The sequence below is a fragment of the Shewanella profunda genome, from assembly GCF_023283765.1.
GTDB lineage: Bacteria > Pseudomonadota > Gammaproteobacteria > Enterobacterales > Shewanellaceae > Shewanella > Shewanella profunda.
This window is the reverse complement of sequence record NZ_JAKILG010000010.1, coordinates 13,915-38,869: the sequence shown is the minus strand read 5'-3', so window position 1 is coordinate 38,869 and position 24,955 is coordinate 13,915. Positions and strand designations below refer to the sequence as shown.

Here is a 24,955-nt window from a genome sequence, read left to right as displayed (position 1 = left end):
GGAACAACACGCGATATCATTTCATACCAACTTACTTAAAAACAAATCCATATTAAAAGGCTTTTGCATAAAGCTCACTTCGGGGAATTGGTCAAACTCAGGGATTTCATGACTATCGTTAGCCGATAATAAAAAGAACCGACAAGTAGGCTCGCGCTCTGGACTACTCCTATTATCCTGCAAGAGTTGTTGCATTTGGCGGATAAGTTGTAAACCATTCGTTTCCCGTAAACGATAATCCACTATAACGATTTGCGGTAATTGCCGCCTGAATAAATCCAGCGCCTGTGCCGCATTATCCACGCAGAGAGTCTTAAAACCATCATGGCTTAGCATGGCTTTGCACACCTCAAGACTAAACAGATTGTCATCCACAATCAAAATATCTTGTTGAGCATATTCAATTGCTAAACGCATTTTTGTTTTGGCAAGCTGACAGGGAAAATGCAGCATCACTGTCGTACCTTTCCCCGGCTGACTTCGCAGCATAAATTGACCGCCGATCTGCTCAAGTAAGCGTTTACAGGTATAAAGCCCCAATCCTATGCCAGAGCTCGATGCCTGAGATGACGATGCATGGGGTGAATAGGCATCAAGCACAAAAGGATCCACTAAGGCACGTTTGGCGCTAACTGACATACCCTGACCAAAATCGCGGATCAATACCCGCAAAACCGGGCGATTTACCCCTTTAAAAGGTTTTAGGCGTAGATCGATATAACAATGCACTTCACTGCCTGTACTGTATTTAAAGGCGTTATTAATAATGTTGGTCATGAGTTGAAATAACTTGGTGCCATCGAGTTCAATAAATTTAGGCAATGTTTTGCTAACAACAATCTGTAAACTTTTACCCGATGTTGCACTAAACGCACGGTAATAATCCTGAATATTGCTCACATACTCGTGTAGATTGACTGAATACTGATTTAGCCGCAGTTGACCGACTTCAGCCTTGCTGTAGTTGAGGGTATTTTCCGCGACCGAATAGAGTAGATTTGCCGACCACATCATTTTGTCGATTAGTTTGTCGAATGCGAGCGGATCAGGCTGCGCCTCTTTTAGCATTCGGCTATAACCTAATATCGCATTAATTGGAGTTCTTATCTCATGGTTGATACTGGCAAGTACGGCTAATTTTGAGCGATTCTCTAACTGGATTTTTTGTACTATATGTTGATTTTTAACCTTAAAGTATAAAAGCGCAGAAAATGCCCCCCCAAGACCAGCGATCAATAACATAATAACAATTAGCTCAATCACATCCTTTTGGGGTACTTGATAGCTTATTTGTAAGTTAAAGCGAATTTGATGTTCGGCAATGTCCACATAACGGCTATCACTATCGCTAAACCAAGTAAAAGGCCAATGGGATGACATTAGCTCACAGGAGGCACTTTGTAGCAGTACGTGCTCAAATTGATAGCGGATGCATATTCCCTGCTCTTGTTCAATCCGCGCCATGACTTGCTCATGTGAAATGGCATAGACTAAATAGGGCATATTTGGCTCATCTATTGTGACAAAAGCCAAAGTATAACCCGCAAGACTGGCGTGCACATCTCCACTACTGGTACGGATTAATTTGAGCTGACTAAGCTCATCTTTCATTGTTGAATCAGATAAATAAGCTAATTGAAGCTCGGGCGTCAGCGTAAAAGCGACGGCGGATTTAATTTTAAGGAGATCCTTTCCGAAGAACTCAAATTCTGCTGGCGTAACTATCTCGGAGGCCTGAAAAAACGATTGCAACGAGTCCAACATGATCCTATGTTGCAAAAACATGTCCCGCGAGGAGGAAAATGCCGCCTCCGCTTTCTTGTTATAAATAGAATCAAACTCATAGAGTGAATGGGACAAGGTCAGCCAGAGCACCAGCATTGTCACTAACAGCCCACCCATCACATTAAAACACATACTGTATTTAAGGCGCATCGTAATGCTCGACTACAACATTGAGTAAGGATCTGACTTGAGATCTTAACAGCGCGGGATCGTCACTATCATGCTGCAACAGCACTTCCCTTAGCTGTAAATAGCCTGTAATCCCTATAAATTCATGTTTTAATCTCGAAAAATGATCATTGGACTTATGATCGCTGAGCTTAAGTTGTTCCAGCTCAAGTAAGATGCGCTGCAACTCTGCCAACAGGGTTTGGCGTAAATGCCGTTGCTGCTCTGGGTTATATTGATGTAAAAAAGTCACCAACGCCTCCTGCATGACTTTATTCATCAGTAACTTAGATTCCATCTTCTGGCCTGTTTTAGGAGCGATCATAGATACTCTCGATGATAATCGGGTTTGATATGTTGAGCCGAATATTCGGTTATCCAATCAATAAGATAACGCCCTTCTATTGGTGGGCTATACAGATAACCTTGGGCGATATCACAACCAAGATCCGATAAAATGGACTCTATCGCACTGGTTTCTACGCCTTCGGCCACCACTTTTACCTGCATCTTTTGGGCGAGCGCTATGGTCGATTCCACAATAAAATAGTGTTGATGGTTGATATCCATATCGGACACAAAACTCTTATCAATTTTGATTTCCTTAAAAGGAATGGCATCTAAGCGATCATAGGTGGAATAACTTTTACCAAAGTCATCGAGGGAAATATCAATATTGTTGATAATGAGCCGAGCTATTGAATTGAGGACTCGGTCTTGGTTGATGATTTCCTGCGATTCGGTTAATTCTAAAATAAGATGGATGTCAGCATATTCCCGGCGACACTGGATCAGATATTCAATAAGCTCATCGCAAGTAAGATCATCGGCAGTGATATTAATGGAGAGTGCAAATGTCATTAACAAGGGTTGGCGCGACCAACATTGCAACGCTTGGGAGATCACCAAGCGTGAAAACAGGGTATTGAGCCCATATTGATTGATTAAGGGCAAAAATACATCGGGATAAATATAGCCGTTGGATTGATCGCACAGGCGCGATAACACCTCGAAACCGACAATTTCCTTAGTATTAAGGTCTATCTTAGGTTGGTAACAGAGGATGAGTTGCTCATCTTTAAGTAACTGGTGAATATTCACGCTTGCTGCCATCCCCTGTGATACTGGTGGCAACTCAAGTGCAGCATTCCCCTTGATATTGGCTGCCAATAGCGGGGTTAAAATATCACTCACATTAATAGGTTTAGAAAACATCCCCACTAAATTTAGGCGTAAACTCGTGATAATACCGCCCACTAGCTCTAAGGTGCGTTTATCCGACGAACTGATCACCGCAATAGGAATATGGGCATAGCGCGTATCCGAAGCCAGCATATTGATCACCGCGATACCATCGCCCTGCTCCATTTTTAAATCGATAACGACCAAATTGAGCTTTTCCCCTAACTCAATAATTAATGCCATTCCCTCATTACCATTACAGGCCTCATTAATCGTCAATTCACTTTCAGTGAAACGTTTATGGATATCGGCCTTCATGGCTTCTCGAATAAATCGCTGATCATCAATGATAAGAATATTCATATATTGGTCTCTAACTGCATAAAAAAAATCGGATCGATCATCTGAGATTTTGATGATGGAATAACGGAAAGCTTAAGCAGATTACGGTTCGCCATCACTTCCGTGCGGCTACAGAAAAACGAGTAATTTTTGATAGGTTTATGGCCATCATCTAAGGTTCTCACCTTAAAGATCGGCAACTTAAAATGGGTCAGTTTTCGCTTAAGTGATTCATCACAAATATTAAAACTTAAAAACTTGAGTGAACGACTCTTTGCCAGTTCATTTAGATAAACGGACATCATATAGTTTTCGATATGGGGCGTGACCCCAAATGAAGAAAATACCATTAAGGTATCGGGTAAGGATTGGCTTTTGTGGTTAATGACTTCGAATAAATCCGCTTCATCATTCATAAATTCAAGGGCAATTTTCGCCTGAGTACGGCAAAACAAACTGTGCCCAACAATCTGATCCCCAAAGCTAAAAGCAACGACGAGTGAAAGTCCACAGAACAACGGCTGAGTTAATTTACGACTGACAAAGGATAAACGTGGGTTACTTTCATACACCAAACTCAGTTGTAGTAAGGTCATAAAGTTTTGGTGATGACTATCAATAAACTCGACGCGATAAGGTTTATTCCGATAGTAAGGGTGTTCGCTGCGATCTAGGTTCGATTCAAAGAGGTTGATCAGCGCCAAACCTTCGTTGATAAACTTTTTATCCTCACGATAAATATCAAACAGTTCAGAACCAAATATTTCGACAACTTCAGATTGTTTTGCCAAGGAAGGAATATTTACGCCCCGCTCCCAACGGCTGATCGTAATCGAATCTAAGGCGTCGAATAGGTAACTCTTTTGCCTAAGTAAGCCACAAAGATCTTCTTGGGAAAGATTATTTTCAGTGCGGGTATGTTTTAAAAAATTGGAAAATGTCTGTGGGCTTGTTTTGTTTGGATAAGAGGTAGGTGTACACATGATATCGCGTTCCATCGGTATTTTTTATTTGCTCTAGCAGCTCCATATACGTCTCATGGTCGATGTCATCTACCTGCTCTGGATGTCTAAATGGTTAAATAATCCAAATGCACTTCAGTTTTTCGATGGAGCAAACCCCAGTGATTTTATTGCCAACCACTACTGCGAGTTTTCACACCAACCTTGTATTCACCACGTTCTTGCTATAAGGAGGACCAGTATAATTGACATGGCGAAAATGAAACCATGGCACTCTTAAAGTACCATAGGTTAAAAAGTGCCTAGGAAGGTAAACCGAGCGCAGAACATAAAATTTATCAGCCACACAGATATATTAGTATTCAAGCTGCAATATTCCGAGCTAGACATCCCCTCAATATCAATAGACAGCAAATTGATTACTTATGCACTTGATATGCAAAATTAAAAATATAAACCCGAGATATTTTTAACAAAAATTCATTTTATAGAGTAATTATTCAAAATAAGCTTTATGGCGGCAAGAAGATAATTTCAATAGCAGGAAAATGGGGGATTAATAGGCGGCGAAATTAAGCTAGCCAGAAGCGGAAATAGGTAGGTAATTGTCCAGTCCAGCGTTTAAAGGAACGTCTAAAATTACTGGCATCACTGAAGGATAAGGACGTCGCAATACTGTGCGCATCCTGTTGCGGCGCAGCTAAATAATAGAGCGCTTTAATCAAGCGGGTTTCATCGGCAAGTTGGCCAAAGTTTAAGCCCATTTCCGCCAAACGGCGTTTTAAGGTAGCGGGACTCATGCCGAGTTTTTCTGCCATCTGCGGCAAACTCATGTTATTGTGCATTAAACACAATCGCACACCCGCTGCGAGCCCAAACTGAGACTCACTGGCGAGTAAGGCATATCGTGGTGACTGAAACTGATATCCCCCTTGGGCTTGGGCTGCAAATAATAAGGCTTGTTGCATAAAATCCTTTGCCATCGATACCCGGCACAGCGGCGCATCAAAGCTGATATCAGTGCCAAAGTATTTATAATACTGGGCCACATTGCTCGGTTCTTGATAGGGAAAACGCACACTGCCACACCAACTTCTCCCCATCAGTTGCTTACAACTGGCGGTAAGGGAAGACAAACTTAACTCGATAAAAAACTGGGCATGACGCTCAGCACCTAAATCGAGACTCAGTAAAAAATGCCACTCACTATCACCCTGCCAACGCCAACATTGTAACCAAGGTTGAGTTAACCAATGGTACTTATACCAAAAGCGGCCAAGCTCATTCAGATCCCGCGCGCAAAACAGCCCTGCGGTTAACACCCCACTTTGTGACGGCAGCCATAGTTGCCCTAATAGAAAGCCGAGATCGCCACTTGGCCACATGGTTAATGCATTATCCACCAGCTTAATCAATTGTTTAGGACTGATATAATGCCCGGGCTTGCGGATATCTGTGATAAAAATGCCCGTACCGCGCAGCAACTTGTCGCAATCCATTCCCCTTTGCTTAAACAAGCCCACTAGACTGGCCACCAGCAATTGGCTATCGATACATTTATCCTGCCAAGTAGCTAGGGGTTTCATCTATCTAGGCTCAGAAAAGCTGTGGATAGGGGGTGATGGCTGATGCAGAGTTCCTGCGGCAGACTGCGCCATTGTTTGGCTGCTTGGGACGGTTGCTGTCGCCCGCTGTGATTTTTGCTGTGATATTTTTTCATTAAGTGACTTGAGCAGGATCTGCGCCTCCCCTTTGAGTTGTTGCTGGCTTTGGTTAGCACAAACCGTTTTGGGTGAAGGTAATACCCAAGCCACGCAGGCCTCACAGCCAAAAGCACTCATCCCTTGTTGTAACTGCTCTGCCATGGTACTCACCAATGACGCAATCGCGCCATTAAGCAAGATCACAAAGCGGTCACCGGCATAGCGGCACACTAAGTCTTGGCTTCTAAGCTGCGAGCTTAGCCACTGGGCAACCTCTGAAAGCAGACGGTCGCCTTCTTCTGCCCCCTTAAGTTGATTAAATTGATGAAAATAATCGATATCAAGCATGATGAGCCCTAGGGGTTGCTGCCTAGCCAACTGTTTCACTAAATGGTGCTCAAACGCGTTGGCATCATTAAGCAAGGTTAAACTGTCGGTTAACTGGTGCTGGCGGTAAAATTGCTCGCGGGTTTGCAACTGACGATTCACCACATTTTGCTCATCCCGCCACTGCCAAAGTCCAGTGGTTAATATAACCAGTCCTATTGGGGTTGGCAGTTTTTCAAACCAGTTATATATGGGGAGGGTTTTAACGATAAAAATCTCATCGAGTAGGTCTAAGTAACACCCCAAACAATAACTGCTAAGGCCAATGACCAATAGGTGTGTAACCCGTCCCGAAGGTCGTACCGACACTATCACCATCAGCCAGCACATGCCCATGATAAAGAGTGCCCCTTCGGCGGCGATATCTAACCAATCGACTTGGGTAAAAACCTTGGCCGAGGTGTTCTGCCAGAGCAATAGCGGCACTAAAAACATCAGCAGCAAACTGAGGCCATAAACGATAGCCAGGCGAAATGATTTGGCTGGGTGTTCTAAGATGTTATGCAAAGTGTTTGCCCCTTTTAGCAATCAATAACTGCCTTAATGGCATTGAACGCTAACCCTGTTTGATGACAAATGAGTGACATAGCATTCGAGGATCAGGGCGGCATATTAGCTCAGCTATTGTGCTTAATAGCGGGCATAAATTTGATCTTTGTAGTCAAAATACGTCACACATTTTGCTTATAAACTCGATTTTATATTTTCAACTTTTTGTTTTAACTTAATTTATTCTAAAGCGAGCGATTCGATAAGTGGCTATCCACTAAAGGTCCTAAGCCAGTCAAGATACAAAAACCTCGGCGATGGTAAGAGTCATTTGGGCTCACCACAGCGCAAAAATGCCGATTTTAGAGGGCTATTTACATTCATCCAAACTTCTGGTCACAAATCTGACATTAACCTCCCCTAACGTGGCTGCAATTCAATCAGTCTCTTGATCCTTAATAGCTTCAAGGGACGAGCAATAAAACTGACGAAAACCCTTTAGCTTGTACTCTACATAGGAACTTAACATGCAATTTCGCACTCCCTTATCGGCCATTACCCTCGCGATTATGGCTGCTGGATTTAGCGCTAACGCCCTCGCTGTTGGCAAGCTCGAAGGCCATGTTCGCGATATAAGCAGCCAACAGCCCTTGCCTGGTGCGAGCGTCACCATTAAAGAACTGAATTTAAGTCAGCAGGCAGGACGGGATGGGCGCTTCTTTTTCGTTGGGATTGCCGATGGTCAGTACACCTTAGTGGTCAATTATCTTGGCGCGGCGCCGATGGAGCAGAAGGTTCAGATTGAGGACAAACAAACAACCCAAGTGGATATGAGCCTGAGTAGCCAAGATCTTGAACATATTAAAGTCGTCGGTCAGCAAGGTGCGCTGAGTAAATCCATGAACCGCCAACGGGGCGCCGATAATGTGCTTAGCGTAGTCAGTGCCGATGTACTGGGTAACTTCCCCGATAGCAATATCAGCGAATCACTGCAGCGCGTACCTGGGCTTTCAATTGAGCGCGATCAAGGCGAAGGTCGCTTTGTACGTGTGCGCGGTATGGCGCCGGATTACAACTCAGTGTCGATGAATGGCGCGCGTTTACCTTCCCCCGAGAGCGATCGTCGCGCCGTAGCACTTGATGTCGTGCCATCGGATCTATTGCAATCGGTGGAAGTCAGTAAAACCTTAACCCCGGATATGGACGCAGATGCCTTGGGCGGCGCAATCGAAGTCAAAAGCCTGTCGGCATTCGACCGAGATGACACTTACCTAAACCTCAGCGCCGAGGCCAGCCAAGACTCATTAACGGATAACACTAATCCCAAATTGGCGGCAAGCTACAGCGATATCTTTGGCGACAATTTTGGGGTAGCGATAGGCACCAGTTGGTATAACCGCGACTTTGGCTCAGATAACGTCGAAACCGGTGGCGACTGGGATTTTGCCGATGACTCAGGCTTTGACAACGCAGGCCTCAACTCGGTCGACCAACGGGATTATGAAATTAACCGTGAGCGTTTAGGCATAGGCGTTAACTTCGATTACCGCCCAACGGATGACACCGACCTTTACCTGCGCACCCTTTACAGCGAGTTCGATGATACCGAAACCCGCAACAGCGCCAAAACCAAATGGGGTTCAGCGCAACAGGAGGGCGAGTTAAGCCAAGGTAAAACCACCCGCTCACTTAAATCGCGCACCGAAAATCAAAACATCACCTCTTTTGTGCTTGGCGGTGAAACCCGATTCGAACGCTGGACCTTGGACTATCAAGCGAGCCACAGCACCGCCAGCGCCGAAAAACCGCAGGACATTGCTGGCGCAAAGTTTGTCGCTAAGATAAATGACACTGGCTTTACCGATAGCAAGACGCCACAACTCATCGCCCCAGAGAGCTATTATCAAGCGGAAAACTTTGAGCTAGATGAAATTGAAATTGCCGATTCTAAAGCCAAAGATACTCTCAACAGCGCGCAACTTGATTTTACGCGCCAACTGAGCCTTGGGGACTATCCTGCACAGGTGAAAACTGGGGTAAAAATCAGTCGTCGCGACAAAACCAATCGTGAAGATATCTGGATTTACAGCGACTTTAGCGATCAAGGCGTGAGTGACGATGCCCTTATCCTAAGCCAATACACTGGCAATGAAGTGGATTACAGCCTTGGGAGTTTTGGCCCAGGCATCAATGCCGCATCGATATGGCAACTGCTCAACGGCCTCGATGCCGATAGCAATCGAGATGAGATTGAATCTACTATCAATGACTTTGATATTACAGAAGATGTGAACGCCGGCTATTTAATGGGCCATGTGGATATCGACAAACTGCGCATTCTCACGGGTCTACGTTTTGAGCAAAATAAATGGGATTCCAAAGGTTATGGTTATGATGGCGTGAACGACGAGTTTATCAATATCGAAAATGATCGAGATGAAGACCACTGGCTGCCAGCACTGCACCTAACCTATCGCTACACAGATAACACAGTGCTACGCGGCGCGTGGACTAACACCTTAGTACGCCCGACATTTGGCCAATTAGCCCCCGGGTATTTGCGCGAGGAAGATGATGGAGATATCGATTTAACCTTTGGTAATCCTGATCTTAAATCGTTAGAGTCAATGAACTTTGACTTAAGTCTCGAGCATTACTTTGGCAATATAGGTTTGGTTTCTGCCGGATTGTTTTATAAGGATATAGATAACTTTATCTACAAAGCGGACTTAGCGGGACGGGGGGATTATATTGATGCCCATAGCGCCGTAACCTTTGTCAATGGCAACAGTGCCCACATTTTTGGCATCGAGCTCAGTTATGTGCAGGAGTTTAGCTTCTTACCTGAGCCCTTCAATGGTTTAGTGCTGAACTCTAACCTCACCTATACCGATTCTGAGGCCAATATTAGTTGGATAGACGAAGGTAGCGAACTGAGTCGTGACATCCCCATGCCAAGCCAGTCGGATATTACGGCGAACTTGTCCTTAGGCTATGAAAACAGCTACGCCAGCGTGTGGTTATCGGCGGCCTATAAATCTGAATATTTACAGGAAGTCACCGAACTGGATGATGCACGTTATGATCTGTACGAAGACAGTCATCTCCAGTGGGACTTTGTGGCTAAAGCCCATTTAACCACCCAGCTCACCTTATACTTTAAAGGCGTGAATCTTACCGATGAGCCGTATTACAGCTATGCGGGCAACAGTGACTATAACGCCCAGTACGAAGCCTATGGCCGTACCTTTCAACTCGGCGTGCAATACACTAACTACTAACTCATTAATTCACATATAAAAAGATAAACTAATAATGAAGATGAATATGAAAATAACCCCAATATTTTCCGCCGCTACAGTGCGCTGTGCCGCAATCTGTACCACCACAGCACTCTACCTTATGGCAAGTCAAGTGCACGCCAACATAGCCAAAGAGGATCACAGCTCAACAGATCATCGGCCTCGGACGGTTGCAGCCCATAAGGGCAGTCAGGCACAGCCACTGGTGTTTACCCATTCAGCCACTCAGGCTAGCAACTTGAACACAAACAGCATTAGCAAGCAGGATGCAAATCCCCCCACGAGCACTTGGCTACTAGCCAGTGAACGACAAGGGCTCTTGTTGCAAAGCGTACCCAGCTCAGGCAGCTTGCCAGCCCCTAAGGTATTGGTAAAAGGAGAATTCGAGCTGCTCGCCTTTAGCGATCCCTATGTACTGACACTCGACCGCAGGGCCGATCGCATTCGCCCTATTATGCTCAAACAAGTGAATGGCGAACCCACCACCAATGTGTTGCCTTTATTACCCATGGGATCCTTTGAGATCCATTGGATCTGTATTCAACCCCGCCAACAAGATGGCCATATCTATGCTTGGTTTGGGGGTGAGAATGGCCAGAGTGAACAATGGCTGCTGGGCAATGCGGGCAATTGGTCACCCAAACTCATGCGCCGCCAAGCAATCCCAGTAAACAGCACGGATTGCGCCATCGAAGGCGATAAACTCTATGTCAGTGAGCCAGAAGCTGGCGTATGGCAATTCGATGCCAGCCCCTTTGCCGACACCAGCGCACACTTAGTGTTAGCCGCAATCGACAATAAGATCACCGGGCTAAACCTTGTCAACGGCACGCTGCTGTTGACGGATAAAAAGGGCAAGATTACCGACACATCAGGCAATCAGCTTACAACGCTTTCAGCGAATAAAGCCAAGCGGTTAAGCTTGGCGGCAACTCACAATAAGCAAAATCAATCTGTGGCAACCCTAGCGGTATTTGACGATCAAACAGATCACTATCTGTTTGCCCAAGCATCATTACCCAGCGAAATCATCCGCACAGAGGCAACTCACACCGTCGATGATCAGATTGTTGAAATTCCCGCTTGGGTTGAAAGTGCGCCCTCAGACCGACCCTACGATACCATGGACGATCCCGCTATTTGGGTGCATCCCACAGCACCCGAAAAAAGCCTGATCTTAGGGACCAATAAGCGTTGGGGATTAGTCAGTTTTAATATGCAAGGTGAGCAAGTCCAAGGCCTGCCATCGGGACGAATTAATAACGTCGACTTGCGCCAGCAGGTGCAACTTGGCGGTAAAAAACGTGATATCGTCGTTGCCACCCTGCGCGATAACGAGAGTTTGGCATTCTATGAAATCGACAGCGCAGGCAAGATCACCGAATATCCTAACCAAGCCACTAATATGGTGGATATTTATGGCATGTGCCTCTATCAAGATGGACAAGACTTGTATGTGTTCGCCAATCAAAAATCTGGCCGCATTGCCCAGTACCACGTCGATTGGCACAACAATGCCCCTAGCATTGACTTAGTGCGGAACATTAACACCCCAAGCCAAGTTGAAGGCTGCGTAACCGATGAATCACAGCATGCGCTGTTTATCGGCGAAGAAGATAAAGGTATTTGGCGTTTCGATGCGAACCCTAAGGCCAGCCCTGAGGGCAAGCTTATCATCAAAGTTGAGGGCGATTTAGTCGCCGATGTCGAGGGGATCTCACTCTATCAAGGCGCAGAGATTAAGGGCAAAAAGCAGGATTTACTGGTGGTCTCAAGCCAAGGCAATAATAGCTACATACTTTATCAAACTAAGCCACCCTACGCCCAAGTCGGCCGATTTAGGATTGGAGTTAACTTACAGGGTATTGAAAATGGCCGTGAAACCAGTATCGATGGCAGCGCCGAAACCGATGGCCTAGCCGTAACCCATCTGCCCGTAGGTAAAGGCGCGTGGCAACAGGGTATGCTGGTGGTGCAGGATGGACACAACCATCTACCCGATGCGAATCAATCCTTTAAATGGCTACCTTGGAGTAGCATTGCGCAGCAATTACAGCTTAACTAACGTCTATTTTACCAATATCAATAGCAGCAGAGACTAGTTAGCGATAGGCATTAGCCCGTTCCTCCCTAAACTTGGGAGGAACGTATTCCCCCAAAAGACAAACACACGCAAACCCAAGCGTTTGTCTACTCGCATCTTACGCGGTTAATCTGTATACTCCGCGGCCTTATTATGTTGGCTTTGCGCTTAGTCATCTTGTTGTCTTAAGCTCGTTTATTGGTCTACAGCCCTTTACCTTTTTACCAAAACTAGGAACGCTCCTTTTGATCTCTACCGCAAATATCACAATGCAATTCGGCCCCGAGCCTTTGTTTGAAAACATCTCGGCAAAATTTGGCAACGGCAACCGCTACGGTTTGATCGGCGCTAATGGCTGCGGCAAATCAACCTTTATGAAAATCTTAAGCGGCGCACTCGCCCCTACCTCAGGCAATGTGTCTATCACACCGGGATTAAAGGTCGGCACCTTAAGCCAAGATCAATTTGCCTTTGAGCAATATACAGTGATCGATGCGGTGATCATGGGCGACGTTCAGCTTTGGAAAGTGAAACAAGAGCGTGACGCAATTTACGCCAAAGCCGACATGACCGAAGAAGACGGTATGCGGGTTGGCGATCTCGAAAGTGAATTCGCCGAAATGGATGGCTACAGCGCCGAAAGCCGCGCTGGTGAAATCCTGATCGAAGCGGGCATCGAAGAATCTTTCCATTACGGCTTGATGCAGCAAGTCGCACCTGGCTGGAAACTGCGGGTACTATTAGCCCAAGCCCTTTTTGCGAACCCTGATATTTTGCTACTCGATGAACCGACCAACAACTTGGATATCCATACCATTAGCTGGTTAGAAGCCGAGTTGAATAAACGCAAATGCACCATGATCATCATCTCCCATGATAGGCATTTCTTGAATGCCGTATGTACCCACATGGCCGATATCGACTACGGTGAACTGCGCATTTACCCTGGCAACTACGAATACTTCCTTGCCCAATCATCTTTGCTCCGCGAGCAACTATTATCGGGTAACGCTAAGAAAAGCGCCGAGATCGAAGAGTTACAAGACTTCGTAAACCGCTTCGGTGCCAACGCATCTAAGGCGAAACAAGCCAGCTCGCGCGCCAAAAAGATGGACAAGATCAAGCTCGATGAAGTGAAGTCATCCAGCCGTATCCACCCTTCTATTCGTTTCGACGCGGGCAAGAAAATGCATCGCCAAGCACTGATCTTAGAAGATTTAGCCCACGGTTTTGATGGTGAGCTGTTATTCCAAGGCGGCGACTTGATTTTAGAAGCGGGCGCTAAATTGGCGATTATTGGCGAAAACGGCGTCGGTAAAACCACTTTCCTACGCTGCTTAGTGAATGATTTAGAACATAATAAAGGCGTGATTAAGTGGTCCGAAAACGCCTCAATCGGCTACTGCCCGCAAGACAGCAGCGACGAGTTCGACAATGACTACAGCTTAATGGATTGGATGTCGCAGTGGCGCCAACCTAAGCACAACGATCTTATGGTGCGCGCCATGTTAGGTCGACTGCTGTTCACCGAAGACGATGCCAACAAGAAAGCCCGTAACTGTTCAGGTGGTGAGAAAAACCGCTTGTTATTCGGTAAGTTAATGATGCAAGACATTAACGTGCTGATCATGGATGAGCCGACCAACCACATGGATATGGAAGCCATCGAAGCACTGAACAATGCGTTGAAAGACTTTGAAGGCACCTTGATATTTGTCAGCCATGACCGTGAGTTTGTTTCATCACTGGCAACACGAATTATTGATATTAAAGACAAAAAGCTGATTAACTTCCAAGGTACATTTGATGAATACCTTTCAAGCCAAGCTGAAATGGAAGCGAGAAAGAGCGCCTAATGCTGTGCTTAGATAAGCCTTAATCGGCTATGTCAGCTTGATAAGCACAGTTTGATTAACAGCATTATCGAATTAAAAAAGTCGTCATTGGAGATCCCAATGACGACTTTTTTATCGATACCTAAAGAGCGATATGATTGGTAAAACATGAAGTGTTGCTGCTTTTTGGCTGGATACACAGCTGTCTATTCGCTATCTAGAGTGCTATAATTCATGCACTTAATTGAGGTTGATCCTATGAAAACTAAATCAAAAAACACAAATGTGACTCAAAGTCGACTCTATCGCGCCGTAGCCAGTTCAACCGCTATTGAGACGGGTAAAACAACGGCTGAAGTTGAAGCAAAATTGAAGGCCCAAAAAAGCCGTTTCAGTCATTTGACCTTAGCCTAAACTTCATTCGTTTTTAGCGCTGAGCACATCGTTTACCAAACGAGCCATATGTTGATAATCCCCACCCAACCCCGCTTGAATTGACTTAAAATAAAAATCTCTATGTTGTTCCCAAATCCCATAATCAAGTGGAAGATAACCCGCTTTTACTGCCATCACATCGAGCATCAAACGTGACAAACGGCCGTTTCCCTCTCTAAATGGGTGAATTAAGATAAATTCCACATGACTTTCAGCCAAGTAACTCACAACTTCGTCTCTAGAAAGTGAATTTAAGCTATTGAACTTGCTTAAATACTCCAACTCAAATTGAGCGAGGCACTTAGGTATTTGAGACGCTGCCGTAAATTCGAAACCACCTTTTCCCATATTAACTGTGCGTAACTCACCAGCCCAGTAATAAACATTACCGAGCCATTTTCGATGCCACTCAATGAGCATACCAACGGAGAGATGTTCACTTTCAACCACACCAGATTGAAACACGTACTCATAGAGCTTTAGTAGCAACTGAGTCTCTACCTCTGCCATATCCTCTTCATCGGTTATCGCGAGTTTGTTACGCAGTATATGACCGCCGGAACCTAGTTCGAATTCATCCTCTGTGGTACCAATATGATATTTCGACATAGCGTTCGGCTCGTTGATTGAATAAAGATAACTGCCAGCAATGCTAGGGATTTTTGTGTAGCATTAGGCTAAAGGTTACACCAACCCCCTGTGTCAAGATAGTTGTCACCCCTTAAAAGTGCATCAGGAGCTAAAAGTGCTTATCCATTCTTTAAACGATAAAGCCAGTCATCATTTTACGTTTCGAGATCTCATCGAATGCGGTGACACGGTAGAGACACTTCAATTATTTAACATCCCCAAACAGGCTAAAACTTGGTTGGCACTGAGCCAGCTTGCAAGCCAAATACTTGACCCAGTAGTAGAACAATTCGGCCCTATCACCCTCTCCTACGGTTTTTGTTCACCTGAACTCGCACGCAAGATAGCCAAAAATCGTCATCCACATATTGCACCGAGCCTCGATCAGCACTGCTCCCATGAAGTGAATCAAAACCAAAAAATCATTTGCGAGCGTCGTGGTGCCGCCAGCGACTTTACCGTTAACGATAAATCCTTCGACATGCAACAAGTGGGAGTTTGGATTTGCCGAAATCTAACGTTTGACCGCCTATATTACTATGGTAAAACATCCCCCATACACATTAGTTATGGGCCTGATATGAATCAATTTGTGCAATTGATGAAAAGTAATTTACTGACCAATCAAAGAGTCCCATCCCTTAAAGGGCGAATGGATAAAGCCACTCATATCATTGAACATGCGACGTTTTAGTCAGTAGGCAATTATTACACATGAACGACAACCAACCGACAACACGCAATGATAGTCAACGATGGCCCAGCAGTAAAACCACCATGGAATTGCTCAATATCAGCACCTATGAACTAATGCATCAGCGGCAAGCAGGTAAACTTGAGTATGAGAAACACGGAAATACTTATTTCTACTTAATCCCGCATAAAGTCAATTCCGCTGAAACTGAATCAAAGTAGAAAAACGCGTTAGGAGTTAAAGATGAATGCCACACAGTTTCAAGAGCTGGTCTCTAAGATGCCTATTGGAAAAAAACTGCCGGACGCAAACTATCTCCATAAAACGGGCTTCTGCGAAATCGCGCCTGAGCTAGCTCGATTCATTCATGCTGTTGCTAATGCACTAAAAATAGATGAAAACGACTGGCACATTGTCAAACTCAGCAAACATGAATTTAAGTTATCGCTGCTTTCTTATCCTAGCTTTTTTGACGAATCCTACCCAGCATTGACCCAAAGTGTCACTGTCGATCTGACTAAACTCAGCCATCGCGTAACCCAATATCAAGCGAGCGATAATCCGCCAATATTGCACCGCAAAGAGACCATGATCCCGGCGAATCATGAAGCCTATGAAATTAAGATTTATCCGTTAGGGATCTCAGGTTCAACTAGCCTCGCAAGCTACTCGAGTGACTCTTGCCAGCCTAAGTAACACATCTCCTCAGGGATCACAGAGGGGATACCTTGCTGAACAATACTCATACTAGTACCACAACAGACTGTCTTTAATTCGATAGAAACAAGCATTTCACCAGAGAGACTAGGGTCATCAAATTGGTCCGTATGTTGGATACGCTCACCGGGGATAAGCTCAGTAAATATTACGCGAAAGGAATGGCTGCCCCCACGACTAAAGTTTGTAAATGACATTCGATAGCCCCCGCCAACCTTTACATCGAACTCGTGGATCGTTCCTACACATCCATAGGGTGGCAACCAACGTTCAAGCGCATTTTTATCCGTAAAAGCGTTATGCACTCGAGAGGTGGGAGCGCGCAGAACTCTATGTAATCAAACCGTCCCTGTTTTATCTGACATATCATAATCTCCATGTTTAAAAATTTAGCGTGTATTAGGATGGTGAAAATAACAAGCTAACTCGCTGTTCTGTTTAAACAATCAAACCATTAACTTGTTTAGGCCTACTAATCTAGATAGAATATTCTGAAGCCATATTAAGGATCAGAAATGTCCACACTGCAATATTATGATGAAAATGCTCAAGACTTTTTTCTATCAACGATAGATGCGGATTTATCTGAACTCTATGCCCACTTTCTCCCTAGACTCAAAGCCAACTCACTGATCCTTGATGCAGGTTGTGGTTCAGGACGCGATAGCAAAGTATTTTTAGACAAAGGTTTTAACGTTGTCGCAAACGATGCGAGCCCTAAATTAGCCAACTCAGCAAACCAATATACTGGTCTTGAGATTCAAGTTTGCGATTTCCACAATATTCAAACGACAATACCATTTGATGCAATATGGGCTTGTGCTTCATTACTGCATGTAACGGCAATCGACTTACCTTCAACCTTTCAGGTTTTAGCCGCACAATTAGTTAGTAACGGTATTTTTTATTGCTCTTTTAAATATGGTACATCGAGTGGTATGAGAAATGGCCGTTATTTCACCGATGCCAATGAAGCATATTTAAAAGAGTGGTTAAAACACACCCCATTAAAAGTTGATGAAACTTGGATAACTAGCGATGTACGTTCTGGTAGAGAGACTGAAAAATGGTTAAATGCTATCTTGATAAAAGTTGCTTAATATGAAGTTATTACAATCACTTTCGAACGGTAAAAAATTAACCAGTGGTGGCGAATCTGATCCATTTTTACCCAAGCTAATCAATGCAATTAATCGCGCTACTTCTATACAAATTTCTGTTTCTTTTATTCAACAATCCGGCCTAAAACTCATTTTTGATGCATTGACAGATGCATTAAATAGAAATGTGAGTATTTCTATCTTAACCTCTGATTATCTCGGGATCACTGACCCTGTCGCTTTACGCGAGTTATCAGTATTACAAAATAGAGGTGCTAACACTAGAGTCTATGTTTGCAAGCAGGGACAAAGTTTTCATATGAAAACTTATATCTTTGTTCATCAAAAAAATGAAACTATTTCCCAAGGTTGTGCCTTTATCGGTTCTAATAATATCAGCAGAGCTGCGCTAACCCATGCTGTTGAGTGGTGTTTAAGACATGACTATAGCCATACTGGGGATAATAGTGATTTTGAACATATACAATCTGAGTTCAGTAAAATATTCAGTCATCCACAAGTACAAGCACTGACTTCAACATGGATCGATGAATATATCGAAAGACGTAAACCAGTCAGACATGCTTTAACACTATTAGATATGGAGTCGGATACCGAAAGGCCAGTACAGCCAATCCCCAACTCTGCGCAATTAGAAGCCCTTGATGCTCTCAATAATGCGCGAGATTTAAAGATGCAACGAGCTTTAGTTGTGCTTGCAACAGGTATGGGGAAAACTTGGTTAGCGGCCTTTGATGTTTTACAAACACAATCAGAAAAAATATTATTTGTCGCTCATAGAGAAGAAATATTATTACAAGCGGAAAGAACTTTCTTAACTCTTATCCCCAATACATCAACAGGCCATTATAATGGTCAAAGTAAGCAGTTAGATGCCAAGATGATTTTTGCCTCAATTCAAACTCTTGGTAGAACTAGTCACCTGAGAAAATTTGCGCCTGACTATTTTGATTATATTATTGTTGACGAATTTCATCATGCTGGTGCAATCAGTTATAAAAAATTACTCAATTATTTCACCCCAAAATTTCTACTAGGTCTAACTGCAACACCAGAACGGACAGATCAAGCTGATATTTTGTCACTTTGCGATAACAACCTGATCTATGAAAAGCGTATTACCGATGGCATAGAAAGTGGTATTCTCGTACCGTTCAAGTATTACGGTATTAATGATAAAACCATTAACTACCAAGATTTACCTTGGCGAAATGGCAAATTTGATCCAACTGCATTAGATAATGTATTTGCCACAGAGAACCGTGCAAAACATATATTAAAATACTGGCGTCAGCACAAGCAAACAAGAACCTTAGCATTTTGTACTTCACAAAAACATGCTGAATATATGGCAAAGTATTTTAGTCAACATGGTATCAAGGCTATCGCTGTACATAGTCATTCTGAAATCCGTCGTGCAGAAGCACTACAATTGCTATCGATGAATGAAGTAGATATTCTTTTTTCAGTGGATCTATTTAATGAAGGCACAGATCTCCCTGCCATAGATACGATACTAATCATTCGGCCCACTGAATCAAAAATTCTCTTTCTTCAGCAATTGGGGCGAGGATTGAGACAATCCAGGACAACGGGAAAATCCTATTTAACTGTTATCGATTTTATTGGTAATCATATTAGCTTCTTAAATCGGCCCATGGCATTACAAGGATTAGATACACCAGAAGAAGCATTGAAAAATATCACTATCCCATTAATAAATGTCAACTGTTTTATTAATATTGCGCCTGAATTGGTTGATTTTTGGCGTAAGCTAAGCCTGAGTTATAAAACTGCTGCCGATGTTTACCATGAGTTAAAAAACCAAATTGGTCGAAGACCAACAGCAACTGAGTTTTTCTACTCTAAGTATGATCTCACTAAGTTAAATAGGCAATATGGTAGCTGGTTTAATCTAGTGCTTTCCGAGGAGGAAGATCAAGAGTTAAACCTGGTTGCAACGTCATATTTGGACTTCCTTAATGAAGGAATTTCAAGCACTAAAATGACTAAATGTTTTAAAGCAATCTTATTAGAAGCTTTTATTTCACTTGATGGTTTTAATTTTCCACCCAATATCGATACTCTTTGTGAACAAAGTTGGCATGTTTTTAAACGCTACCCCATACTTTGGCAGCAAGATGTTTTATCTGAATTACTGAATGTCAGCTCAACGGATCCTAAATGGCATCAATATTGGAAAAGAAACCCTATTAATTTTTTGTGCAAAAAGGATACAAAGGATACAAAGGATACAAAGCCTTGGTTTAGAGTTGAGCAAAATAAACTAATGGCCAATATTACAATCATACCTGAGCATAGGGATTTATTAACTGAACTCGTAATGGAAATCACTGATCTACTACTTGCACGTTACAGTAATAGAAGTAAAACAATAACTACATCATTGCCAAAAATATTGAATAATGTGGTCACATCTGAGCAAGTAAATGTGATCAATCTTATTGAGAAGCAAGATCAAAATACTCAAATTGAACTTAGCTACTACCAAAATTTAAAAATTGCCTGCGGTCATTTTAAATCAGGATATTGTGATCAATCACTGACCAAAGAAATTCCCGATATTTATGGTAAGATTAACCCTGAAATTCATTTCCTCGCGCCAGCTAGCGGTAACTCAATGAATGGAGGGAAACAAGCCGTTTGCGATGGTGATCTCTTATTATTAGAGAAAATATCACCGACCAATGCTGGCTCTATTAATGGACTTACGTTGGCAATAGAAATCCAAGATGATAGTGGTGATAATCAATATTTATTACGAAAAGTGAGTAAGCAAATAGATGGCGGTTATTTATTAATTGCAAATAATCCTGATTATGCCCCTATAGTTGCCAGTGAAGAAATGCATACATTTGCACGTCTTAAATCAATCGTAAAGTAGCGTAAATTATGTCACTGAGCACACTATATCCTCAGTGACTGATTTCCTCTTATTGGTGTATTTAATGATGATATTCGTAGTACTTTATCTTACAGATACATAAACTTAGCTGTGCAGTTTTTAAGCCCTAGGTTACACTCAGAAGGTCATTGATTGGGATGGGATCGTTTATGAGTCAACGTACATTAAATTCCTTATTTAAACCGACCTCCGTTGCCATTATTGGCGCCTCGAATACTGAAAAACGTGCGGGTAATGTGTTGATGAAAAATCTGCTTTCAAGCGGTTTTTCTGGGCCGATTATGCCTGTAACACCAAAGTATCGCGCCGTAATGGGCGTGCTCGCCTATCCCAATATTGAAGCACTACCGATAAAGCCCGATTTGGCCGTCATTTGTACCCGTGCCTGCCGTGTGCCCGCCATCGTCGAAACCCTTGCACAATTTGGCTGCAAAGTCGCCATTATTATGGCCTCAGGTATGGCACAGGAGTTTAACGAGGATGGTGTGAGTCTGCTTGAGCAAACGATGCAAAATGCTAAGCGTTATGGCATGCGTATCCTTGGGCCAAATAGTTTAGGTATGTTATTGCCGCCATTGGGATTAAACGCTAGTTTGGCCCATGCCAGCGCCCTACCCGGTAAGATTGCCTTCGTGTCTCAATCCGCCGCCATTTGCACAACCGTACTCGATTGGGCCAATAATAAGGGTATAGGGTTTTCCTCTTTTATTTCTCTAGGGGACGCCACCGATATTAACTTCGATGAATTGCTCGATTATCTTGGCCGCGATAGCCGCACCAGCGCCATTATGCTTTATATTGATTCAGTCAATGAAAAACGCCATTTCTTATCTGCCGCCCGCGCCGCCTCTCGCAATAAACCCATCCTAGTCATTAAGTCGGGCCGAAGCCCTGAAGGTGCACGCGCAGCTAAATTGCATACGGGTGGTGTAGGTGGTAATGATGCCGTGTATGAAGCGGCATTTCGCCGCGCAGGTATGTTACGAGTTAATGATTTAATTGAACTTTTTGCAGCGGTAGAAAGCCTTGCCCATTCTAACCCACTCCAAGGCGAACGCTTAGGCATTATCAGTAATGGCGGCGGCCCTGCAGTATTAGCGGTCGATGAGTTAATTTTACGTGGTGGAAAACTAGCCGAACTCACAGAGGAAACCATTGCCCAGCTTGAGGCCGTGTTGCCCAGTACTTGGTCACGGCAAAATCCGGTCGATATTATCGGCGATGCTGATGCGACTCGTTATGCTAAAGCATTAACTATTTTGATGAATTGTAATGAGTTAGATGCCATATTAGTTTTACATTCACCCTCAGCCCTCGGTGAAAGTGTTGAAATTGCTGACGCATTAATCAAGACCATTCACACCCATCCCAAAAAGAATCGTTTGAATATTCTCACCAACTGGAGCGGTGAAGACTCGGCCTATCAGGCTCGAAAGCGTTTTACTAAGGGTGGCATCCCGACCTATCGCACTCCTGAAGGTGCCGTGGGTGCTTTTATGCATATGGTTGAATATCGCCGTAACCAAAAATTACTGCAGGAAGTCCCCCAATCCATTCCCGATAATATTCCAACCGATAGCCAAACCGCGCGAAAATTACTGCAAGCCGCTCAAGCTAAAGGAAAATCGGTACTCGAAACCCATGAGGCGATCCCCATTTTGCGCGCTTACGGCCTTAACACTATTGATACTTGGTTTGTTAAAGATGCCGATGAAGCCGTTGCTATCGCCAATGAGGCGGGTTATCCCTTGGCTTTAAAAGTCCAATCCCCCAATATTTTGCATAAATCCGATGTGCATGGGGTAATGCTCAATTTAACGTCGGCTGAAGATATCCGTCATGCGGCAAACGCGATTACGCAAAGGGTGCATCAGGCGAATCCCGACGCCATTATCGAAGGTATGATAGTGCAAAAAATGGCGCTAACGGCGGGTGCACAGGAGATCCGCGTGGCCGTGATAAGCGATCCGGTATTTGGCCCTGCCATTTGTTTAGGTGAAGGCGGCTCAGAATGGGATCCCACAAACGATGCCGCCGTTGCCCTGCCACCGCTAAATATGGCATTAGCGCGCTATATGGTGATCCAAGCATTAAAGACCCATAAGTTAAAGGACAGGCATCTGCCACTGGGCCTAGACATGAATGCCCTGTGTGTGATGCTGACGCAAATTTCCCACATTATTATCGACTGCCCCGAAATTGCCTCATTAGATTTAAATCCCGTATTAGCGGCGGGAGAAAAGATCACCCTGCTCGATGTCAATATTCGCCTACATGATGCCAATACCGACAGCGCATCGCGTCTCGCGATCATGCCCTATCCTAAGGAATTAGAAGAAGAAGCCGAACTTAAAAATGGCCTTAAGGTGATGCTACGGCCGATTTTGCCCGAGGATGAACCTAAGCATTTAGCCTTCGATAACTCGCTATCCGATGAAGACAGATACAAACGCTATTTCGGTGTCCGTTCTAAAATGACCCATGAGGAAATGGCGGTATTAACCCAAATCGATTACGCCCGAGAAATGGCGTTTATCGCTACCGCAAAAGGCCCTGATGGAGATGATATCACCCTAGGTGCAGTAAGGGCCTCTATCGACCCCGATAATACCGAAGCCGAATTTGCCATGGCGGTGCGCGGCGATCATCAAGGCATAGGTTTGGGTAAGCTATTGCTCGAAAAACTCATTAAGTATTATCAAGCTAACGATACGGCGGTGCTCACAGGTTTTACTATGTTTGAAAACCGTAATATGGCAAGTCTGGCAAAAAGCTTAGGATTTAAAGTGTCCTTCGATATGGAGGAGCATTTGATTAAGATGCATATGGATCTTAAACCAAATGTGGTAATAAACTGATTTACAATGATATTAGCAACTAGAATATCGTCAACAATTCAGCTTACCCCATATTTATAGTCGTAAAACAGCTACGGCAGATTAAATGGCGCGCACTAACGCTCGCCATTTAATCCCCATAACCTGACGAACATCAAAGAATCATTTCTCGATTTGTATCACACTTAACATTAGCGTAACCAAATTAACGATCGACCCATAATAATTATGGTGACAGGGTAAGTTAAATGTCCAAGGGTCATCATAATGCCTAAAGGAGTGATAACACTATGTGTAAAGACTGCGGCTGCTCTCTTACCCGCCACGAACATGATCATCTCGGCGCGCATTCACATAACCATGAGCACCACCACCCTGAACTGCACACGAATCCCCAGTTAAACGATAAAAAAACCCTCTCGGTGATCCACAAAATTCTCGACAAAAATGATGTTGAAGCGGGCCATAACCGTGCTCATTTCGAGGCGCATAATATTACCGCCTTTAATTTGATGAGTAGCCCTGGCAGTGGTAAAACCACGTTATTGGAAAATCTGAAAGAATACACCACACTCAACTACGCGGTGATTGAAGGCGACCTAGAAACCTCGCGGGATGCCGATCGCCTAATCGCGAAAGGCATTAAAGCCTACCAAATTCAAACCGGATCAGCTTGTCACCTTGATGCCTTTATGGTTCACGGCGCCCTGCATCATTTACCCCTTGAAGGCTTAGATATTTGTTTTGTGGAAAACGTCGGCAACCTCGTTTGTCCTGCAAGCTATGATGTGGGCACCCATAAAAATATCGTGCTGCTATCCGTACCAGAGGGCGATGATAAGATTGAAAAATATCCGGTAATGTTCCGCCGCGCCGATGTCGTTTTTATCACTAAGTGCGATCTACTGCCCTATTTTGATTTCAATCTAGCCGAAGCCAGAGCACAGCTTAAAAAACTCAATCCAGATACCCAAATTATTGAAGTCTCAATTAAAGATGGCGACTCAATCCATGCGGTTGCCGCTTGGCTTAAGGATAATCTTCGAGGTGCACAATAATGTGCTTATCCATACCTTCCCAAGTCGTGGCAATTGATGCCGAGCGTCAAAGCGTTACCGTCGATACCTTAGGCGTACGCCGGGATGTAAGCAGCCATTTGATGACTGAGCCGCTCGAAATTGGTGACTATGTGCTTATTCATATTGGCTTTGTGATGAATAAAATCGATAAAGAAGATGCGCAGCAAAGTCTTGAGCTCTATCAAGAGATTGTTACAAAGCTTGAAAATGAAGCCATGCACTAATCAACACCGAACCCCTTTTCGATAAAAGGCGTGCGCTCAATCAGTGCACCAAGG

20 protein-coding genes are annotated in these 24,955 nt (G+C 44.0%); 12 read left to right on the top strand and 8 right to left on the bottom strand.

What is annotated here, in order from left to right; all coding sequences use genetic code 11:
* Positions 1-21: 21 nt before the first annotated feature.
* The 6 genes from L2744_RS07185 to L2744_RS07160 all read right to left on the bottom strand — a co-directional run bounded on the left by L2744_RS07185 (position 22) and on the right by L2744_RS07160 (position 7,036).
* Positions 22-1,935, bottom strand: a complete 1,914-nt coding sequence (locus L2744_RS07185; RefSeq protein WP_248991277.1) for an ATP-binding response regulator — start codon at positions 1,933-1,935, stop codon at positions 22-24.
* On the bottom strand, positions 1,925-2,278 hold the full coding sequence (locus L2744_RS07180; RefSeq protein WP_248991276.1) for a hypothetical protein: 354 nt from the start codon (positions 2,276-2,278) through the stop codon (positions 1,925-1,927). Before L2744_RS07180 ends, L2744_RS07185 begins: the two co-directional genes overlap by 11 nt.
* A complete protein-coding gene (locus L2744_RS07175) occupies positions 2,275-3,498 on the bottom strand; it encodes an EAL domain-containing response regulator (RefSeq protein ID WP_248991275.1) in 1,224 nt (407 codons plus the stop codon). The genes L2744_RS07180 and L2744_RS07175 overlap by 4 nt, the downstream gene beginning before the upstream one ends.
* Positions 3,495-4,475, bottom strand: coding sequence for a helix-turn-helix transcriptional regulator (locus L2744_RS07170; protein ID WP_312018323.1), 981 nt, complete (start codon positions 4,473-4,475; stop codon positions 3,495-3,497). Before L2744_RS07170 ends, L2744_RS07175 begins: the two co-directional genes overlap by 4 nt.
* Before the next feature lie 536 nt (positions 4,476-5,011).
* The gene (locus tag L2744_RS07165; RefSeq protein ID WP_248991273.1) at positions 5,012-6,025 is read right to left on the bottom strand and encodes a helix-turn-helix transcriptional regulator; all 1,014 of its coding nucleotides are present in this window, start codon (positions 6,023-6,025) and stop codon (positions 5,012-5,014) included.
* Entirely contained in the window at positions 6,026-7,036 is a 1,011-nt protein-coding gene (locus L2744_RS07160) for a GGDEF domain-containing protein (RefSeq protein ID WP_248991272.1), read from the bottom strand.
* Between the two features lie 509 nt (positions 7,037-7,545).
* Between L2744_RS07160 and L2744_RS07155 the strand changes: the two genes are divergently transcribed.
* The 4 genes from L2744_RS07155 (at position 7,546) to L2744_RS07140 (ending at position 14,652) form a co-directional block, all read left to right on the top strand.
* The gene (locus L2744_RS07155; RefSeq protein ID WP_248991271.1) at positions 7,546-10,299 is read left to right on the top strand and encodes a TonB-dependent receptor; all 2,754 of its coding nucleotides are present in this window, start codon (positions 7,546-7,548) and stop codon (positions 10,297-10,299) included.
* 46 nt (positions 10,300-10,345) lie between these two features.
* Entirely contained in the window at positions 10,346-12,385 is a 2,040-nt protein-coding gene (locus L2744_RS07150) for a phytase (protein ID WP_248991270.1), read from the top strand.
* A gap of 263 nt (positions 12,386-12,648) precedes the next feature.
* Positions 12,649-14,259 (top strand): ABC-F family ATPase, encoded by a 1,611-nt coding sequence (locus L2744_RS07145; RefSeq protein WP_248991269.1) that lies wholly within the window; start codon positions 12,649-12,651, stop codon positions 14,257-14,259.
* 237 nt (positions 14,260-14,496) lie between these two features.
* Positions 14,497-14,652, top strand: a complete 156-nt coding sequence (locus L2744_RS07140; protein WP_248991268.1) for a hypothetical protein — start codon at positions 14,497-14,499, stop codon at positions 14,650-14,652.
* A gap of 3 nt (positions 14,653-14,655) precedes the next feature.
* Here the strand turns inward: L2744_RS07140 and L2744_RS07135 are convergent, their stop codons facing one another.
* Positions 14,656-15,282 carry a Fic/DOC family protein gene (locus L2744_RS07135; RefSeq protein ID WP_248991267.1) on the bottom strand — a complete coding sequence of 209 codons (627 nt, stop codon included), beginning with the start codon at positions 15,280-15,282 and terminating at the stop codon, positions 14,656-14,658.
* Between the two features lie 136 nt (positions 15,283-15,418).
* Here L2744_RS07135 and L2744_RS07130 point away from each other — a divergent pair, with 136 nt between their 5' ends.
* Genes L2744_RS07130 through L2744_RS07120 form a run of 3 tightly spaced genes read left to right on the top strand, consistent with a single transcriptional unit; the run spans position 15,419 to position 16,693 of the window.
* On the top strand, positions 15,419-15,997 hold the full coding sequence (locus L2744_RS07130) for a hypothetical protein (RefSeq protein ID WP_248991266.1): 579 nt from the start codon (positions 15,419-15,421) through the stop codon (positions 15,995-15,997).
* 20 nt (positions 15,998-16,017) lie between these two features.
* The gene (locus tag L2744_RS07125) at positions 16,018-16,218 is read left to right on the top strand and encodes a hypothetical protein (RefSeq protein ID WP_248991265.1); all 201 of its coding nucleotides are present in this window, start codon (positions 16,018-16,020) and stop codon (positions 16,216-16,218) included.
* A 22-nt stretch (positions 16,219-16,240) separates the two neighbouring features.
* A complete protein-coding gene (locus L2744_RS07120) occupies positions 16,241-16,693 on the top strand; it encodes a class I SAM-dependent methyltransferase (protein WP_248991264.1) in 453 nt (150 codons plus the stop codon).
* Here L2744_RS07120 and L2744_RS07115 read toward each other — a convergent pair.
* Complete coding sequence (locus tag L2744_RS07115; protein WP_248991263.1) at positions 16,663-17,019, bottom strand: SRPBCC domain-containing protein; 357 nt, start codon at positions 17,017-17,019, stop codon at positions 16,663-16,665. The two genes, L2744_RS07120 and L2744_RS07115, sit on opposite strands and share 31 nt — an antisense overlap.
* 210 nt (positions 17,020-17,229) lie before the next feature.
* On the opposite strand from L2744_RS07115, the gene L2744_RS07110 reads away from it, so the two are divergent.
* From L2744_RS07110 to L2744_RS07090, 5 genes are all read left to right on the top strand, one after another.
* The gene (locus L2744_RS07110) at positions 17,230-17,814 is read left to right on the top strand and encodes a class I SAM-dependent methyltransferase (RefSeq protein ID WP_248991262.1); all 585 of its coding nucleotides are present in this window, start codon (positions 17,230-17,232) and stop codon (positions 17,812-17,814) included.
* A gap of 1 nt (position 17,815) precedes the next feature.
* On the top strand, positions 17,816-20,740 hold the full coding sequence (locus L2744_RS07105) for a DEAD/DEAH box helicase family protein (RefSeq protein WP_248991261.1): 2,925 nt from the start codon (positions 17,816-17,818) through the stop codon (positions 20,738-20,740).
* 170 nt (positions 20,741-20,910) lie between these two features.
* Complete coding sequence (locus tag L2744_RS07100; RefSeq protein WP_248991260.1) at positions 20,911-23,619, top strand: acetate--CoA ligase family protein; 2,709 nt, start codon at positions 20,911-20,913, stop codon at positions 23,617-23,619.
* 269 nt (positions 23,620-23,888) lie between these two features.
* Entirely contained in the window at positions 23,889-24,656 is a 768-nt protein-coding gene (hypB, locus tag L2744_RS07095) for a hydrogenase nickel incorporation protein HypB (RefSeq protein WP_248991259.1), read from the top strand.
* Positions 24,656-24,901 carry a HypC/HybG/HupF family hydrogenase formation chaperone gene (locus L2744_RS07090; RefSeq protein WP_011789470.1) on the top strand — a complete coding sequence of 82 codons (246 nt, stop codon included), beginning with the start codon at positions 24,656-24,658 and terminating at the stop codon, positions 24,899-24,901. The genes hypB and L2744_RS07090 overlap by 1 nt, the downstream gene beginning before the upstream one ends.
* Positions 24,902-24,955 lie beyond the last annotated feature (54 nt).